The organism is Brevibacterium yomogidense, from assembly GCF_900163715.1.
Lineage (GTDB): Bacteria > Actinomycetota > Actinomycetes > Actinomycetales > Brevibacteriaceae > Brevibacterium > Brevibacterium yomogidense_A.
This window is the reverse complement of the sequence record NZ_FWFF01000012.1, coordinates 1-15068: the sequence shown is the minus strand read 5'-3', so window position 1 is coordinate 15068 and position 15068 is coordinate 1. Positions and strand designations below refer to the sequence as shown.

At 68.8% G+C, this 15068-nt stretch carries 13 protein-coding genes and 1 pseudogene; 9 read left to right on the top strand and 5 right to left on the bottom strand.

What is annotated here, in order from left to right:
- Window positions 1–44: 44 nt before the first annotated feature.
- Both FM105_RS06885 and FM105_RS06880 read left to right on the top strand, forming a co-directional pair.
- On the top strand, window positions 45–1709 hold the full coding sequence (locus tag FM105_RS06885; RefSeq protein WP_087006800.1) for a phospholipase D-like domain-containing protein: 1665 nt from the start codon (window positions 45–47) through the stop codon (window positions 1707–1709).
- Between the two features lie 115 nt (window positions 1710–1824).
- Entirely contained in the window at window positions 1825–2394 is a 570-nt protein-coding gene (locus FM105_RS06880; RefSeq protein ID WP_256970271.1) for a MaoC family dehydratase, read from the top strand.
- A 102-nt stretch (window positions 2395–2496) separates the two neighbouring features.
- On the opposite strand, the gene FM105_RS06875 is transcribed toward FM105_RS06880, so the two are convergent.
- The 3 genes from FM105_RS06875 to FM105_RS06865 are packed head-to-tail and all read right to left on the bottom strand — an operon-like array spanning window position 2497 to window position 5752.
- The gene (locus FM105_RS06875) at window positions 2497–3255 is read right to left on the bottom strand and encodes a LutC/YkgG family protein (protein ID WP_087006664.1); all 759 of its coding nucleotides are present in this window, start codon (window positions 3253–3255) and stop codon (window positions 2497–2499) included.
- Window positions 3252–4934, bottom strand: coding sequence for a lactate utilization protein B (locus FM105_RS06870; protein ID WP_087006662.1), 1683 nt, complete (start codon window positions 4932–4934; stop codon window positions 3252–3254). Before FM105_RS06870 ends, FM105_RS06875 begins: the two co-directional genes overlap by 4 nt.
- Entirely contained in the window at window positions 4931–5752 is an 822-nt protein-coding gene (locus FM105_RS06865) for a (Fe-S)-binding protein (protein WP_087006660.1), read from the bottom strand. Before FM105_RS06865 ends, FM105_RS06870 begins: the two co-directional genes overlap by 4 nt.
- 180 nt (window positions 5753–5932) lie before the next feature.
- On the opposite strand from FM105_RS06865, the gene FM105_RS06860 reads away from it, so the two are divergent.
- Window positions 5933–6778, top strand: coding sequence for an HpcH/HpaI aldolase/citrate lyase family protein (locus tag FM105_RS06860; RefSeq protein ID WP_087006658.1), 846 nt, complete (start codon window positions 5933–5935; stop codon window positions 6776–6778).
- 15 nt (window positions 6779–6793) lie between these two features.
- On the opposite strand, the gene FM105_RS06855 is transcribed toward FM105_RS06860, so the two are convergent.
- On the bottom strand, window positions 6794–7486 hold the full coding sequence (locus FM105_RS06855; protein ID WP_087006657.1) for an NADPH-dependent FMN reductase: 693 nt from the start codon (window positions 7484–7486) through the stop codon (window positions 6794–6796).
- 177 nt (window positions 7487–7663) lie between these two features.
- On the opposite strand from FM105_RS06855, the gene FM105_RS06850 reads away from it, so the two are divergent.
- Window positions 7664–8374, top strand: a complete 711-nt coding sequence (locus FM105_RS06850; protein WP_087006655.1) for a peptide deformylase — start codon at window positions 7664–7666, stop codon at window positions 8372–8374.
- A gap of 33 nt (window positions 8375–8407) precedes the next feature.
- Here FM105_RS06850 and FM105_RS06845 read toward each other — a convergent pair whose 3' ends face one another.
- The gene (locus FM105_RS06845; protein WP_256970270.1) at window positions 8408–10165 is read right to left on the bottom strand and encodes an ABC-F family ATP-binding cassette domain-containing protein; all 1758 of its coding nucleotides are present in this window, start codon (window positions 10163–10165) and stop codon (window positions 8408–8410) included.
- A gap of 190 nt (window positions 10166–10355) precedes the next feature.
- On the opposite strand from FM105_RS06845, the gene msrA reads away from it, so the two are divergent.
- The 5 genes and pseudogenes from msrA to FM105_RS06820 form a co-directional block, all read left to right on the top strand.
- Window positions 10356–10877 carry a peptide-methionine (S)-S-oxide reductase MsrA gene (gene msrA / locus FM105_RS06840; protein WP_087006651.1) on the top strand — a complete coding sequence of 174 codons (522 nt, stop codon included), beginning with the start codon at window positions 10356–10358 and terminating at the stop codon, window positions 10875–10877.
- Window positions 10874–11647, top strand: coding sequence for a nitroreductase family protein (locus FM105_RS06835; RefSeq protein ID WP_256970269.1), 774 nt, complete (start codon window positions 10874–10876; stop codon window positions 11645–11647). Before msrA ends, FM105_RS06835 begins: the two co-directional genes overlap by 4 nt.
- On the top strand, window positions 11644–13050 hold the full coding sequence (locus FM105_RS06830) for an MFS transporter (RefSeq protein WP_087006649.1): 1407 nt from the start codon (window positions 11644–11646) through the stop codon (window positions 13048–13050). Before FM105_RS06835 ends, FM105_RS06830 begins: the two co-directional genes overlap by 4 nt.
- A gap of 350 nt (window positions 13051–13400) precedes the next feature.
- Window positions 13401–14258, top strand: a complete 858-nt coding sequence (locus FM105_RS06825) for a hypothetical protein (protein ID WP_087006647.1) — start codon at window positions 13401–13403, stop codon at window positions 14256–14258.
- A 302-nt stretch (window positions 14259–14560) separates the two neighbouring features.
- Window positions 14561–15068 (top strand): annotated as a pseudogene (locus tag FM105_RS06820) (hypothetical protein); the annotation flags it as partial.

Sequence of the window (15068 nt, the reverse complement as noted above, 5' to 3'; positions counted from 1 at the left end):
GGGCACGTGGCGCACCGCGCCGAGTGATTGCATAGTCTGTGACCGTGGACTCCAACGCACTCGACCTCGCGCAGTGGGACTGGGCTCAGATCGTGTCGACGACGTTCATCGTGCTCGACTACACGATCAAGGTCATCGCGGTCGGCGTCGTCCCGGAGAACCGGCGACCGTCGTCGTCGAGCGCATGGCTGCTGCTGATCCTCTTCCTGCCCGTCGTCGGGATCCCGCTGTTCCTCATGCTGGGCAGCCCGTACATCACGGGCAGGCGGGAGAAGATCCAGGAGGAGGCGAACACCCGTCTTCAGCAGGGCACGGTCGACATCCCGGACTGGCCGTCCGCGCTGGGCGTGCCGGAGATGTTCGGCGGGCTCGTCACCCTCAACCGGAACCTCACCTATCTGCCGATGGTGACGGGCACGGACCACGGAGTGCGGACGGACTACGAGGAGAACATCCGCGTCATGGCGGGCGCCGTCGATGAGGCCGACGACTACGTCGACGTCTGCATGTACATCATGACGGCGGATGCCACGACGGAGCCGTTCCTTGCCGCACTCGAACGGGCCGCAGCGCGCGGTGTGAAGATCCGCGTCATGTTCGATCACCTGGGATCGCGCAAGTACGCGGGCTTCCGCCCATTGAAGCGACGGCTGGATGCAGCGGGGATCGACTGGTCGCTCATGCTGCCGTTCCAACCGCTCAAGGGCAGGGTGCGGCGGGTCGACCTGCGCAATCACCGCAAGCTCATGGTCGTGGACGGAACGCGGGCATTCATGGGCTCGATGAACATGATCGAGTCGTCGTACGGCAGCGCTCGCAACGCACAGATCGGCAGGCACTGGCACGACATCATGGTCGAGCTCACCGGTCCGATCGTCGCGTCGCTCGAAGCGGTGTTCGTGACGGACTGGTTCACGGAGACCGGCGAGGACCTCACGATCCGCGCCTACGACGCCGCAGAGCGGCTGCAGGAGCGCGAGGTCGCGATCGGACAGCGACTCACGACCGGTCGTGGGGTGAGCGCGGAGCGGGACAGGTCCGGCAGGCTGGTGACGGCTGATGAGACCGCGACCAGCACCTCGGAGTCGTCCGACCGTGCATCCGGCCCGTCTGTCACGTCCGGTCCATCTGTCACGTCCGTGCCGTCGGATTCGGAGCTGAACGCGGTTCAGGTGATCCCGTCCGGGCCCGGATTCCGCACGCAGCCGAACCTCCGTCTCTTCGTGTCGCTCGTCTACCTCGCGCAGGAGCGGCTGCGGATCGTGAGCCCCTACTTCGTCCCGGACGAGTCGATGCTCGCCGCCGTCATCACCGCGGCGCACCGCGGGGTGGAGATCGAGCTGTACGTGAGCGAGCAGGCCGACCAGTTCATGGTCGACCACGCGCAGAGCTCCTACTACGAAGCGCTGCTGGAAGCCGGGGTGCGGATCTACCGGTACCCCGCTCCGAAGGTCCTCCACACGAAGTGCTTCACGGTCGACGACCTGTGTTCGGTGATGGGCTCGTCGAACATGGACATGCGATCGTTCGGCCTCAACTACGAGGTGAGCCTGCTGGCGTACGGCGGTGACATCACGGAGGGACTCCACGGGATCATGGACGCGTACCGCTCCGTGAGCTCGGAGCTCACGGCGGACGAATGGGAGGAGCGGTCGTGGGGCCGCCGCTGGCTGGATTCGGCGATGCGACTCACCTCCGCGCTGCAGTGATCCAGCCCAGAACTGTCAGATGCAGAGCTGTCAGATCCAGAATCGTTCGATCCAGGATTATCCGACCCAGTAGATTTCGGTTCAGAAGAAGCAGGTTCAGAGAGGAGCCCCGCACATGACGGAGCAGAACACAGCAGGCCAGAACACAGCAGGCCAGAACACAGCGGGCCAGGATGCAGCGAGCCAGAACGCCGCCGACCAGGAGGGCCCCGTCATCACCCAGCGCGGGCTGTGGTTCGAGGAGTTCGAGGTGGGGGCGACGTACCGCCATGCTCCCGGCCGCACGATGACTGAGGCGGACAACACGTGGTTCACCGCGGTCACGATGAACACGCAGGCGCTGCACCTGGACGCGCACTTCGCGGAGTCGGAGCCGTTCGGCGAGAGGCTCGTGAACTCGATGTTCACCCTGGCCACGCTGGTGGGGCTGTCCGTCTCGCAGCTGACGCAGGGCACGATCGTCGGGAACCTGGGCTTCAGCGAGGTCGCATTCCCCAAGCCTGTGTTCCACGGTGACACGCTCTACGCGGAGACGAAGATCCTCGACAAGCGCCTGTCGCGTTCGCGCCCGGGGGAGGGGATCATCTCGCTCGAGCACATCGGCCGCAACCAGAACGGTGATGTCGTCGCGCGAGCTGTGCGCAAGACGATGGTCTTCACACAGGACCACGCGCAGGACGCCTGAGCGCGGAGGAACAGTCGACGCAGTGCTGAGGGGCCGTGCCGGAATGGTCCGGCACGGCCCCTCAACACTGCGTCAGCTCAGCCCATCGTCAGCTCACCACGGTCAGCGGTCGGTGATGATGATGACGTCCAGCTGCCGCGGTCCGTGGACACCCTCGACGCGCTGGAGCTCGATGTCGCTCGTGGCCGACGGCCCGGAGATCATCGTGACCGGGCGCGTCAGGTCGATCCGGGCGACTGCCTCCGGCACGATCTCCACGACCGTCGATTCCGGCACGAGGCACACGTGATGGTCCGGCACCAGCGTGATCATGCGGCGGCCGCAGTCCGTGTCGCCGTCCAGCATGATCGTGCCCGTCTGCGCGACGGACACCCGTGACGCGGTGATGACGGCGCTCGTCGCGTCGAGCTCGTCGATCGTGTGGATGCGGTGGGCCGCACTGGCGAACCGGTCTGCAGCCTCCGACTCCACCTCGGCCTTCGCGACCGCACCGTCCTGCGCCTCGGCGGCGTCGACGGTGATGCGCACGGGCTCGGGCAGCTGCGAGACCACATCGGCTTCGAGGCCGGGCGGGATCACGACGGAATCAGCCTGCTCCAGCCTCTGGGCCACGACGCGCGGAACGTCTGCGGCAGGCACCTGCGTCACCCACGCCTTGTAGTCCACGAGCCGATCGACGAGCTGTTCGATGACGGCCGGCCGCGCGAGGCTGCCCTCGCGCAGGTAGGCGCGGGGGACCTCGGCGTCGATATCGACCGGCTTCCCCGTCGACGGGACGACACCCGTACGCGTCGTCGTGCCGTCCTCGCGACCCAGCGCGGTGCGCAGACGGGTCAGGATCTCTTCACGCGCGCCGGTCATCGTGCGTCCCCCTCATTCTGCGAGCCGTGATCGTCTCCAGCACCAGCACCAGCACCAGCACCAGCACCAGCACCAGCACCAGCACCAGCACCAGCTTCCTGCTGGGCGGCGATCGCGTCCGCGTCCGTTCCGCGGGTCTTCCGCCACCAGTTCCTGAACGACTGGTCCGGCAGCGCGGGGATGTCGCGGCTGGACGTCCACTTCCCGACGACTCCCGGCAGCCGGCTGATGCCGCCGGTGAGCCGGGTGAGTGCGGCGGCGATGGGCAGCGCGCGCTCGGCCAGTGCGATCCGCCGCCCGTCGGCCATCGCCCACGACGCCGCGGCGAGTCCGGCCGACAGCTGTCCGCTCGAGCTGGTCGCGTCCCTGACCCGCTCCGTGGCCGATTCCCCCTCCTGCGTGGTCGAGACGTCCTCACCGCGCAGGTGGACGAGGATCGACGGGATGTCGATCTTCACCGGGCATGCGTCGAAGCACGCACCGCAGAGGCTCGAGGCGTACGGCAGGGAGTTGTTCTCCTCCGCCTGCACGCCCGTCATCAGCGGCGAGAGGATCGCGCCGATGGGTCCGGGATAGGTCGATCCGTACGCGTGTCCACCGGTCCGCTCGTAGACCGGGCAGACGTTCATGCATGCGGAGCAGCGGATGCAGTTGAGCGCTGAGCGGCCCCATTCGTCCGCGAGCGCCCGCGACCTGCCGTTGTCCATGAGGACGACGTGGACGTTCTGCGGTCCGTCGCCCGCAGTCGCTCCGGTCCAGAAGCTCGTGTACGGGTTCATGCGCTCCGCGGTGGACGACCGCGGCAGCAGCTGGAGGAAGACCTCGAGGTCCTCGGGCTGCGGCAGCAGCTTCTCCACGCCCATGACGGTGATGAGGGTCTCCGGGAGGGTGAGGCACATGCGGCCGTTGCCCTCCGATTCGACGACGCCCAGGGTGCCCGTCGACGCGATGCCGAAGTTCGCGCCGGACACGGCGACCTTCGTCGTGAGGAACTTGTGCCGCAGATGCTGCCGCGCGGCCTCGGCGAGCTTCGCCGGTTCGTCCGTGAGGCCCGGGTCCACCCCGGGGATCCCCTCGAGGAAGATGTCGCGGATCTCCGAGCGGTTCTTGTGGATCGCCGGCACGAGGATGTGGCTGGGCAGGTCATCGCCCAGCTGGACGATGAGTTCGGCCAGGTCCGTCTCGAAGGCGTCGATGCCGTGCGGCTCCAGGTACTCGTTGAGCCCGATCTCCTGCGTTGCCATCGACTTGACCTTCACGACCTCGCGGCGGCCGTTGCCCAGGATCGGTGCGTTCTCCTCGATGAGGTCGCGGACGATCGAATTGGCCTCCTCCGCATCGCGCGCCCAGTGGACGTGGCCGCCGCGCGCTTCGAAGGCGTCCGCGAACTGCTCGAGCAGATCGGGCAGCTCCGCCATGACGCGCTGCTTGATCGCGGCGCCGGAATCGCGGAGGTCCTCCCAGTCGGGCAGCTCCGCGACCGCACCCAGGCGCTTCTCGCGGATCGTCTTGGTCGCGTGGCCCAGGTTGCGGCGCAGCTGCTCGTCCTCGAGCTCTCGTGAGGCGTACTGGGGGAACGGTTCGCGCTCGAACACGTTTCCCTGGGCGCCGGGCAGGCCGTCGGCGACCTCTGCGCCGTCGGCGCGCAGGACTGAGGGCATACCGAGGAATGTCGTCATCGGAGGCTCCCTCCTGACAGCAGTGGTTCGGATCGTGGGGGCAGGAGCGGCTTCTCCCGGGTCGACGCGAGGATCCGCGCCAGATGGACGGTGCCGACCTCGCCGCGCGGGCTGCGGGCACCGGTGCGGGACAGCCCGCCGCCGATGTGCATGAGGCAGCTCGCGTCACCGCCGGTGCACAGGCTCGCTCCGGTCGAGACGACGTTCTCCGCCTTGTCCTCCAGCATCGCGGTGGACACCTCCGCGTTCTTCATGGAGAACGTGCCGCCGAACCCGCAGCACTGGTCCGCCTGCGGCAGTTCGCGCAGGTCGATGTCCTGGACGGTGCTCAGCAGATCGCGCTGCCGGTCGCCCAGGCGGAGGATGCGCATGCCGTGGCACGACGGGTGGTAGGTGACGGCGTGGGGGAAGTACGAGCCCAGCTGCTCACCCGCGTCGGTGATGCCGAGTACGTCGGTGAGGAGCTGGCTGAGTTCGTAGGTGCGTCCCGCGAGGTCCTCTGCACGGTTCGCGAGGTCGTCGTCGCCCGCGCGGCGGGCGATCATCGGCTGCTGGTGGCCGGCGGAGGCGGCGCAGGAGCCCGAGGGCGCGCAGATGACGTCCCAGTCGGGGCCGTCCTCGAACGCGCGGACGTGGCCCTCGACGACCGGCACTGCCCCTGCGAAGTCGCCGGAGTTCACATGCATCTGGCCGCAGCATGCCTGGCGCTCGGGGAAGACCACCTCGTGGCCCAGCCGTTCCAGGATGGTGACGGTGTCACGGGCCACCTCCGGATACATCGCATCGACGATGCAGGTGGCGAACAATGCGATTCGCATGCGGCTCCTCCTTCGGGGCGACCGCAGCCGCCGGAGGCTGCGTGCTGGATCACACTCTAGGGCGCAGTCGCGACGGAAGAGGAACGGCGGCGCGGCGCATGCGCACCCCTGGGGAGTGGAGCGCGAGGGTGTCAGCGCTACGATGTCGACGACGAGGACGTCCCCGATCTGAAGGTGAATATGAGCTTCGACATCCGCCCCGCATGGCTGTTCGTCCCCGGTGACAGGCCGGATCGCTTCGCGAAGGCCGCACAGCGATCCGACGTCGTCATCGTCGATCTTGAGGACGCGGTCTCCGCCGGTGACAAGGACACCGCCCGGCAGGCGCTGCGCGACGCTGTTCGCGACGTACCGGAATTGTCTCCGAAACGTACCGTGATCAGGGTGAATGCAGCGGATACGGAACACTTCTCTGCTGATATTGAACTGCTGAAGGAGCTTCCGTTCGAGATGGTCATGCTGCCGAAGGCGGAGTCCGCGGAGGACGCCGCACGGCTCGCCGTGGCGCTGCCGGGCACGGGCGTCATCGCGCTCATCGAGACCCCCGCCGGTGCGGTGAACGCGGCAGAGATCGCAGCCGCGCAGAACGTCCACGGGCTCATGTGGGGATCGGAGGACCTCATCGCCGCACTGGGCGGCGGATCGTCGCGCGGAGCGGGCGGCTCCTACCGCGCCGTCGCCATGCACGTGCGGTCGCAGACGCTGCTGGCGGCGAAGGCGCACGGCAAGTGGGCGCTCGACTCGATCTGGACGGCGATCGATGACATCGACGGGCTCGCGGACGAGGCGCTCGACGCAGTGGAGAGCGGGTTCGACGCGAAGGTGTCGATCCATCCCAAGCATGTGCCCGTCGTACGGAAGTCGTTCGCGCCCACGGACACGCAGACCACGTGGGCTGCGAACGTGCTCGAGGCGGCGAAGGGGCAGAAGGGCGCGTTCACCTACGAGGGCTCGATGATCGACGCGCCCCTGCTGGCGCACGCCCGGTCGATCCAGGCGCGCGCCGCGGCGGTGCGGGAGGCCTGAGTCGCCTGAGCCGGCTCAGGCGGCTGGTCGCTGCGCCCGCGCACCTGCGCGCTCGGCGACCCAGCCCAGAGCGGCTCGGAGGCTGTCGGCGGACCCGGCGACGACCTCGGCGGCGTTCAGCAGTGTGCGGTCCTCGCCGTAGTGGCGACTGCGCACGCGGATCGCAGGGTCGACCTCGGCGAGGTCCACCCGCAGCTGGGTGAGGACCGTCCGCAGCTGTGCCGCGGCGCTCTTCCCGCCGGCGCCGCCGTAGCTCACGATGGCGCTCGGCAGGCCGGCCCACTCCTCCTTGAGGAAGTCGATCGCGTTCTTCAGCGGGGCGGGGTAGCCCCCGTTGTACTCGGACGTGACGAAGATGCACCCGTCCAGTCCGGAGACGGTCTCGGACCACGCGCGGGAATGGGTCAGGGTGCGCTCGCCGGAGGACGGGGGAGTGGGCTCGTCGAGGAACGGCAGGGCGATCTCGCGCAGGTCGAGGAGCACGGCGTGGGAGCGGTCGTCCTCACGAGCGTGGTGGGTGACCACGTCTGCGACCGACTCGGCAGTCACATCAGCGACCACGTCAGCGACCGAATCGGCGACCACGTCAGCAACCACGTCCGCAATCTGCCGGCCGATGCGCACCGGCCGGGTCGAACCCACGATGACCCCGATGCGGGGTCGCAGCGGTCGTAGCGGGGTGGTCGTCGTCTGCGTGAGTGCGCTCATGCGGGCACGGTACGGAGCCGCGCGACTCGCGCGCGGGCGTGCGGACACGAATCGACACAGGACGACACAGATGGACGGCACGACAGGGCTGGTCAGAGCGGCAGGGGTGGACAGCGCTGCACAGGTGGACAGCGCCGCGCAGGTGGACAGGGCGGCAGGGGCGGACAGAATAGGTGCATGACGGAATCGACGGAACCGATGAGCACGACCGACACCCGTGATGCGGCGATCCGCGACCACGTGCGCAGGCTGCTCGAGGCGGCGGATGCAGCGGAGGGCCTCCTGCCGATCGTCGAGGCGGGCGACCCCGTCCTGCGCATGCCGTGCGCTCCGGTCGACGGGCAGCTTGATGACGCGGAGCTGAACGCGTTCGCCGACGCGATGCAGCGCACGATGCGCGCGGCCCCCGGCGTCGGCCTGGCCGCTCCGCAGGTGGGAGTGCCCCTGCGGATGTTCGTCGCCGAGGACCCGGTCCCCACCCAGCCCGACGAATCAGTCGCAGCCCGGCTGGCGCTCCGGCGCCGTGTGCCGTTCGGGCCGCGGGTCGTGCTGAACGCTGAGTATTCGGCGACGACGGACCGAACGGCCTCGTTCTTCGAGGGATGCCTGTCGATACCCGGGTACCAGGCGGTCGTCGACCGGCCGCTGACGATCGGACTGACCGGCCAGGACCTCGGCGGTGCTGCGATCGATGAGGAGCTGACCGGCTGGCCGGCGCGGATCGTCGCCCACGAATCCGACCACCTCGACGGCGTGCTCTACCTGGATACGGCGCAGATGCGGTCGCTGGCGACCAACGACGCGGTCGCGCGCTGGTGGGGCCGGGCGGATACCCGCGAGGCCGCAGCGGCACTGGGGTTCGAGGTGCCGGCGACGAGCGTGTTCTGAGCGCGCCTGGACGGGCGCGCCTATACAGCGCACCTACACACTGTCTGCGGCGGGGCTCAGATCGATGCGCCGTCCCTTCCAGCCTCGGCGGAGCCAGCGGTCGTGGGAGGTGATCACGACTGTGCCGGGGTACTCCACCAGCGCGTCTTCGAGCGCGGTGACGAGGTTCAGCGAGAAGTGGTTCGTCGGCTCGTCCAGCAGCAGGACCTCGGGCGGATCGGCCAGCAGCACGGCCAGGGCGAGGCGACGTTGCTGCCCCACGCTCAGCTCGGCGACTGGTCGATGGTGGTCGCGACCGGCGAGCAGACCGAACGTGCTGAGGGGGACGTGTCCGGCGAGCTCGGCGCCGATCATATCCGTGTAGACCTCACTCACTGTGCGTCCGGTGCCGCGGCCACGGGGATCGGGGAGCTCGGTCTCCTGCGCGAGGACCTTGACGTGGTCGTTCGCTGACCGTGTGACCTGGCCGGTGGTGGGTGGCAGGCATCCTGCGAGGACATGCAGGAGGGTGGACTTCCCGGAGCCGTTCGGTCCGGTGATGAGCCACTTCTCACCGCGGCTGATGCTCAGCGAGAGGGCAGCCAGCCGGTCCCGGACGGCGACGTCCGTGGCGGTGAGCACCGGTTCCACGGGGCCCTTCACCCGCAGGTCGCCGGCGGCCGTGAGGCCGCGGAACTCCAGGTGCGCCGGGGGTCTGCGGATCTGTTCGGCCTCGCGAGTCTCGAGGCGCGCTCGGGCGTCATTGACCCGACGAGAGACGACCTTCGCGTTCCGGTCGGCATAGAACTTCTGTGCCCCGCGGACCTCCGTGCGCGGCTTCCAGTCCGCGTGCCCCACCGTCTGCTGATCCGTGACGGAGGCGCGCAGCCGCGAGAGTGCTGCCTGTTCGTCCCTGTACTGCCGCTCCCATCGCTGCTCGGCCTCCCTGCGCACGGTGAGGTAGTCGCTGTAGGCGCCGGTGAAGCGGGTGACTCCGATCCCGGTGCCTGTGCCGTCCTGGACGAGTGGTCCGGCGACCGCGTGCGGGATCGGCGATGGGTCGAGGTCGAGCAGGGAGGTCGCCGTCTCATCGAGGAACGCCCGGTCGTGGCTGGCCATGAGCAGAGGACCGCGCCATGCGGTGAGCACGCTGACGAGGTAGGCGGTCGCCGCATCGTCCAGGTGGTTCGTCGGCTCGTCGAGCAGCAGTACGTCCGGCGAGCTGAGGAGCAGCCAGGCCAGGGCCAGCCGTGCCCTCTGTCCACCGGAGAGCGAACCAGTGGGACGCGTGCGGTCGACATCCCCCAGCCCCAGCCCGGACATCATCGTGGAGACGCGCGCATCGGCCTCCCACGCTCCCAGGCGCTCGGCCGTCTCCAGGGCTCGGGAGAAGGCATCCAGCGTCGTCTGGTCCTCGGGGTGCTGCGCCAGAGTGCTGCCGAGGTCGCTCACGGCCTGTGCGGCGCGCCGTGCGGGAGCGACCGCGGTCTCCAGCGATTCAGCGATGGAGGACTCTGCGGTGAAGGGTGCTTCCTGATGGAGGAGTCCGATCACGGGCTGGTCGGTGCCGGGAGAGCGGGCGGTGACGGTGCCGGCGGTCGGTGTCAGGAGTCCTGCGATCACGCGCAGCAGGGTGGACTTCCCGGAGCCGTTCTCTCCGATGAGGCCCACCCGCTCGCCCGCGGGTACGACGAAGGACACGTCGGTGAGCACGCGACGGTCGGCGAAGGAGAGTGAGACGCCGTCGATCCGCAGATGCGAATCCGGGGTCGAGGATGACGTGGGGGATGAAGGGGAGGATGAATGTGGCACGAGTGTTCCCATGAATGAAGCGGAACCCGCCGGGCAGCTGGCCGCGGACGCGGGTCGGGGGACACTCAAAGCTTCATGGGCGCACTGTAGCAAGCCGCGGGGTGAGGTCGCTCGACGTGTGGGGCTGGAGCTGCACTGCTCGGAGCAGCACCGCTGGAATAAAACGCGCCCCGATCCTGTCTGCACTCATATGCAGACTCTTACCCTGGGCGCCGGATGCTTCTGGTGCCTCGACGCCGTCTACCAGCGCACGCACGGAGTCTCCTCGGTCGTGAGCGGTTACACCGGTGGTCACGTCGACCACCCCACCTATGAGCAGGTGTGCTCCGAGACGACCGGCCACGCGGAAGCGCTCCAGGTGACGTTCAACCCGGAGATCGTTCCCGAGCACATCATCCTCGGACTGTTCTTCACCGGGCATGACCCCACGAGCCTCAACCGGCAGGGCAACGACATGGGCACGCAGTACCGGTCCGCGATGTTCTACCGCGATGAGGACGAGAAGAACCGGTTCGCGCAGATCATCGAGCAGGTCCAGGCGCAGATCGAGCGGCCCGTGGTCACGACGCTCGAACCGCTGGGCACGTTCTGGGAGGCGGAGACCGTCCACCAGGACTTCTACACGAAGTACCCCACCAACGGGTACTGCCGCTTCATCGTCGAGCCGAAGCTCGCCACCGCACGCGCCCACTTCCACGAGTGGGTCGCGTGACCGAACTGCTGGGGGATTCGGGTGCGGCCGGGAAGCCGTACTCGGCCGGGGGCTCGGCTCCGTCTGTCCGCCGCACCGTCGTCAATTCGCCGGGTGCTTCGACCTACCGGACCCCCGTGCTGGCCGCGATGGCGCGCCGCCGGTCCGTCGCGAAGGTCGGTTCGAAGGCGCCTGACGATCGTGAGCTCCTGACACTCCTGCGCTCCGTCGTGACCGTCGCCGACCACGACGCGCTGCGTCCCTGGCGCCTCCTCACCCTGCGCGGCGATGACCGCGTGCGGCTGGGCACGGCGCTCGACGCGGCCGCCGGCACCCAGCGCGCGCCCGGGGAGTCCAACCTCAAGCCGCTGCGCGCGGCACTCCTGGTCGCGATCATCGCCTCGCAGGTCGACCACCCGAAGGTGCCGCACTGGGAGCAGGCGGCCACGGCCGCTGGAGCGGGCCACCTCCTGTCGCTGGCGCTGTCCGAAGCAGGCTGGGGCGTCATGTGGCGGTCGGGCGTGCACACGAACGCGCAGCCGGTCCGCGATCTCCACGGTCTCGCGGACGATGAGTTGCTCATGGGCTGGCTGTACGTGGGCGACGTCGACCCGTCGTTCGCGCGCAGGTCGGCGACGTCCTCGCGTCCGGTCCCGGATCCGACGGCGTTCCTCGGTTCGCTGCCGCCCGCAGACGGCACGACGTCACGGATGGCTGCCCGGTCGCAGACGGCGGACGGGTCGCAGATGACAGACCGTTCGCGGATGACAGACAGCCCGATGCCCCGATGAGGAATCGTTCGGAGACTGCTGCCCCTCCGCTGCCGGCCGACATCTGGGTGCTCGTGTCCGCCGCGTTCATCGTGGCGATCGGCTTCGGCATCATCGCGCCGATCCTGCCGCAGTTCGCGGCGAGCTTCGACCTGGGTGTCACCGCCGCCAGCATCGTCGTGAGCTCGTTCGCCTTCTTCCGGCTGGTCTTCGCTCCGATGGGTGGCAGGCTCGTGGACAGGCTTGGGGAGCGGCGCGTCTACGTCGTCGGCCTCCTCATCGTCGCGGCGTCCACGTATGCGGTGGCTGCGGCGACGACGTATTGGCAGCTGCTGCTGTTCCGCGGTCTGGGCGGCATCGGTTCGACGATGTTCACCGTGTCCGCGATGGCGCTGATCATCCGCATGGCACCGCCGAAGGCGCGCGGGAAGGCCACCGGGGCGTATGCCTCCAGCTTCCTCTTCGGCAACATCCTGGGTCCCGTCGTCGGCGGCATGCTCGCGGGCCTGGGGATGCGCATCCCCTTCGTCATCTATGCGACGGGCCTGCTGCTGGCCGCCGCCGTCGTGTGGTTCCGGCTGGAGCGGAAGCCGCAGCTGGACCGCCCGGTCGCGGAATCGGCGGATGACGACCCCGCCGCCGAGGCGAAAGAGCCGACCGCGGTGACCGGCACCTCGGCGGCGGGAGACGTCGGTGATCCCGCGCCCGAGGCGGACAGGAATGCCGTGGTGACCGGCACCTCGGCCGCGGGAGACGAGGGCGACCCCGCGCCTGAGGCGGGCACGACGACGTCAGGCGATGGCATGCCGCGGATGCGATTCCGCGACGCGTGGGGGGACTCCGCGTACCGTGCATCGCTGGGCTCCGGAGTGGCGGTGGGCTGGGCGGCGATGGGCGCGCGGATCGCGCTGTACCCGCTCTTCGTCGTCGCAGTGCTGGGTGCGGATGAGCGCGTCGCAGGCATCGCACTGACCGTGTTCGCCGCAGGGATGGCCGTGTCCGTCGCAGTCGCCGGCCGCCTGACCGACACGTGGGGGCGGAAGCCGTTCATCCTCGTCGGCCTCGCTCTGCTGGGCACGGCGACGATCGCGGTGGGCTTCTCCAGCATCGTGTGGGTGTTCTTCGCGCTGACCCTGATCGCGGGTCTGGGCGCTGGGCTCGTGAACCCGTCGGTGCAGGCAACGGTGGGTGACGTGATCGGCAACGATCGGCGCGGGGGAACCGTGCTGTCGCGGTTCCAGATGTCGATCGACGTGGGTGCGATCGCGGGCCCGGTGGTCTCCGGCATGCTCGTCGACGCGTTCGGCTACGACTGGGCGTTCCTCGTGACGGGCCTCATCGTCATCGTCGCGCTGGTGATCTGGCTGCAGGGCAGGGAGACGCTGCCGAGCAAGCAGGCGGAGGCGTCGCCGACCGGACGGTGAGGTCCGGCCCCGCAGGTTCGGGATGCTGCGAGCGGTGACGGGATCGCAACATCGGGAGTCGAGGTGGTGCGCCCGGCATGCGGCACCATGGAGTCATGAACGAGTGGACTCCCGAGCAGCGCGATGCGTCCGATCGCGGCCAGCCGCCGCATGGGTGGCAGGGACGGGCAGATGGGTGGTCGGCACCGCAGCGACCTGTTGGGAGGCCACCTGCTGGGATGCGGTCTGCTGGGTCGCGGCCTGTCGTGCCGCCACGTCCTGTGGGTCCGCCGTCAGGAAGGCCGGGTGCTGTGCCGTACGGCGCTGGGAGGTCAGGTGCTGTGCCGCCGTCTCCTGGGAGGCCGGGTGCAGTGCCCCCGCGTCCTGGGTCGCCGCCTGCTGAGCAGCCGCTCTCCGGGGGACTTCAGCGCGTCCCGCCCCCGAGCGAGCCGCAGCCCTCAGACGAGCAGCGCCGCGAAGAGGCGGCACGGCAGCAGCGCGCAGCCGCGCGGGCGCAGAAGGAGGCGGAGGTTCCCTCATTCGGCCGGGACCTGCTCAGGTCCGTGGGGCTCGCCGTGTTCGCGCAGGTGTTCTTCGGTTCGACGATCCTCCTCGTGCGGTGGCGGGTGCTCCACTACAACAACTTGGAGCCGGTCGAAGACGCGCACAGCTGGGCCCAGGTCGTCGTCATGGTCATCGCACTGATGTGGGTCTTCCTCCAGATGAAGCGACCACGGCCCGACCTCGGATTCCGCCGATCGGGACTGGTGCCCTTCCTGCTGATCGCTGTGGTTCTCGTGACACTCGTCCAGCTCGTCGCGATGCTCGTGTGGCCGCTGCTGATCGGACCCGATCTGAAGTCCTTCACAGTGCTCGCCGAGGTCTGGTCGGATCCGGTGGCATTCCTCATCGCAGCAGGCGTCGTCCTGTTCCTGAACGCGATGTTCACCGCGATCGTGCTGCCGATGATCACATGCGGCTGGAAGGCCGCGCTCGTGTGCCTCCTGCCGTACCTCGGCATGATCGTGCTGGGCGGGTACCTTGCGGTCGTCGTCCTCGACTCGCCGCCGTTGATGACGGGTGCGGCTCTGTGGATGGGTGCGGGCCTGCTCGGCCTGGTCCTGCTGGCCGCCTCGTCTCTGGTCGTCGTCTGGTTCCGCCGAGATGACATCGGTGCGGAGAGGACGCGGGCTGCGAGCGGCGGCATGTCGGGACGTCCGTCGCTCTAGGAGTCGGGGCCGGCCGCGTTGGTCGCCCATACGCGCCGGACACGTGCTCCGGAGCGATCCCGTCGTCCCCTGGGGCCGAACGACCGTCTTTCACCTGAGGTCGCGCAGTCGTCTCACCTGCACTGTTGACGGCTGAACGCCGGGGCGCAGAGTTATGTCCGTGCCTTCGAATAGTGTGTAGAACATCAATGAAGATGGTCTGTCACCCATCGTGATGGGTGGGATGAAGGATCGCACGGTGGCTGTGTCTGCCACGCGTGTTCTGCAGGGTGGTTGAGGCTTCGAGGGGGAGGCGAGGGGCGATGACGGAGGATCTTGCTCGTGGTCGGCTCCGTGACGAGCCCGAGGGCGGTCCCGCCCAGCTGCTGACAGTGGCTGATGTGCGCGCCGCGATCGGGCGGGTGGCTTCGGGCGAGTTCGGGGTCACGGGCCCGTTCTCATGGTCGTTCGGCTCCCAGCCAGCGGCGGAGACCGTCGCCGCGGTCGTTGAGGACCCCGAGGCTGCGGTCTCGTCTGTTGGTCTGCTGGGTGAGTGGTCGGGAACCGCCGAGGTCGTGGGACGGTTGCGGGCTGTGGAGACCGCCCAGCTCGCGGCGTTCCTGCTGAATCGTGTGCTGAATCGGAAGGGTGGGGAGGGGGAGCTGGAGACGTTCCTCACCGCCCCGGAACCCAAGCAACCAGAGAACAATGCGACACAAGCACAGGCTCCTGAAGACCCTCCTGCCGGTTCTGCGTTTGCTGCTGGTTCCTATGACGATCCGCGGATCTCGACGCGTGCCCGTGAGCTGCTGGCCAGTGAGGACATGATCG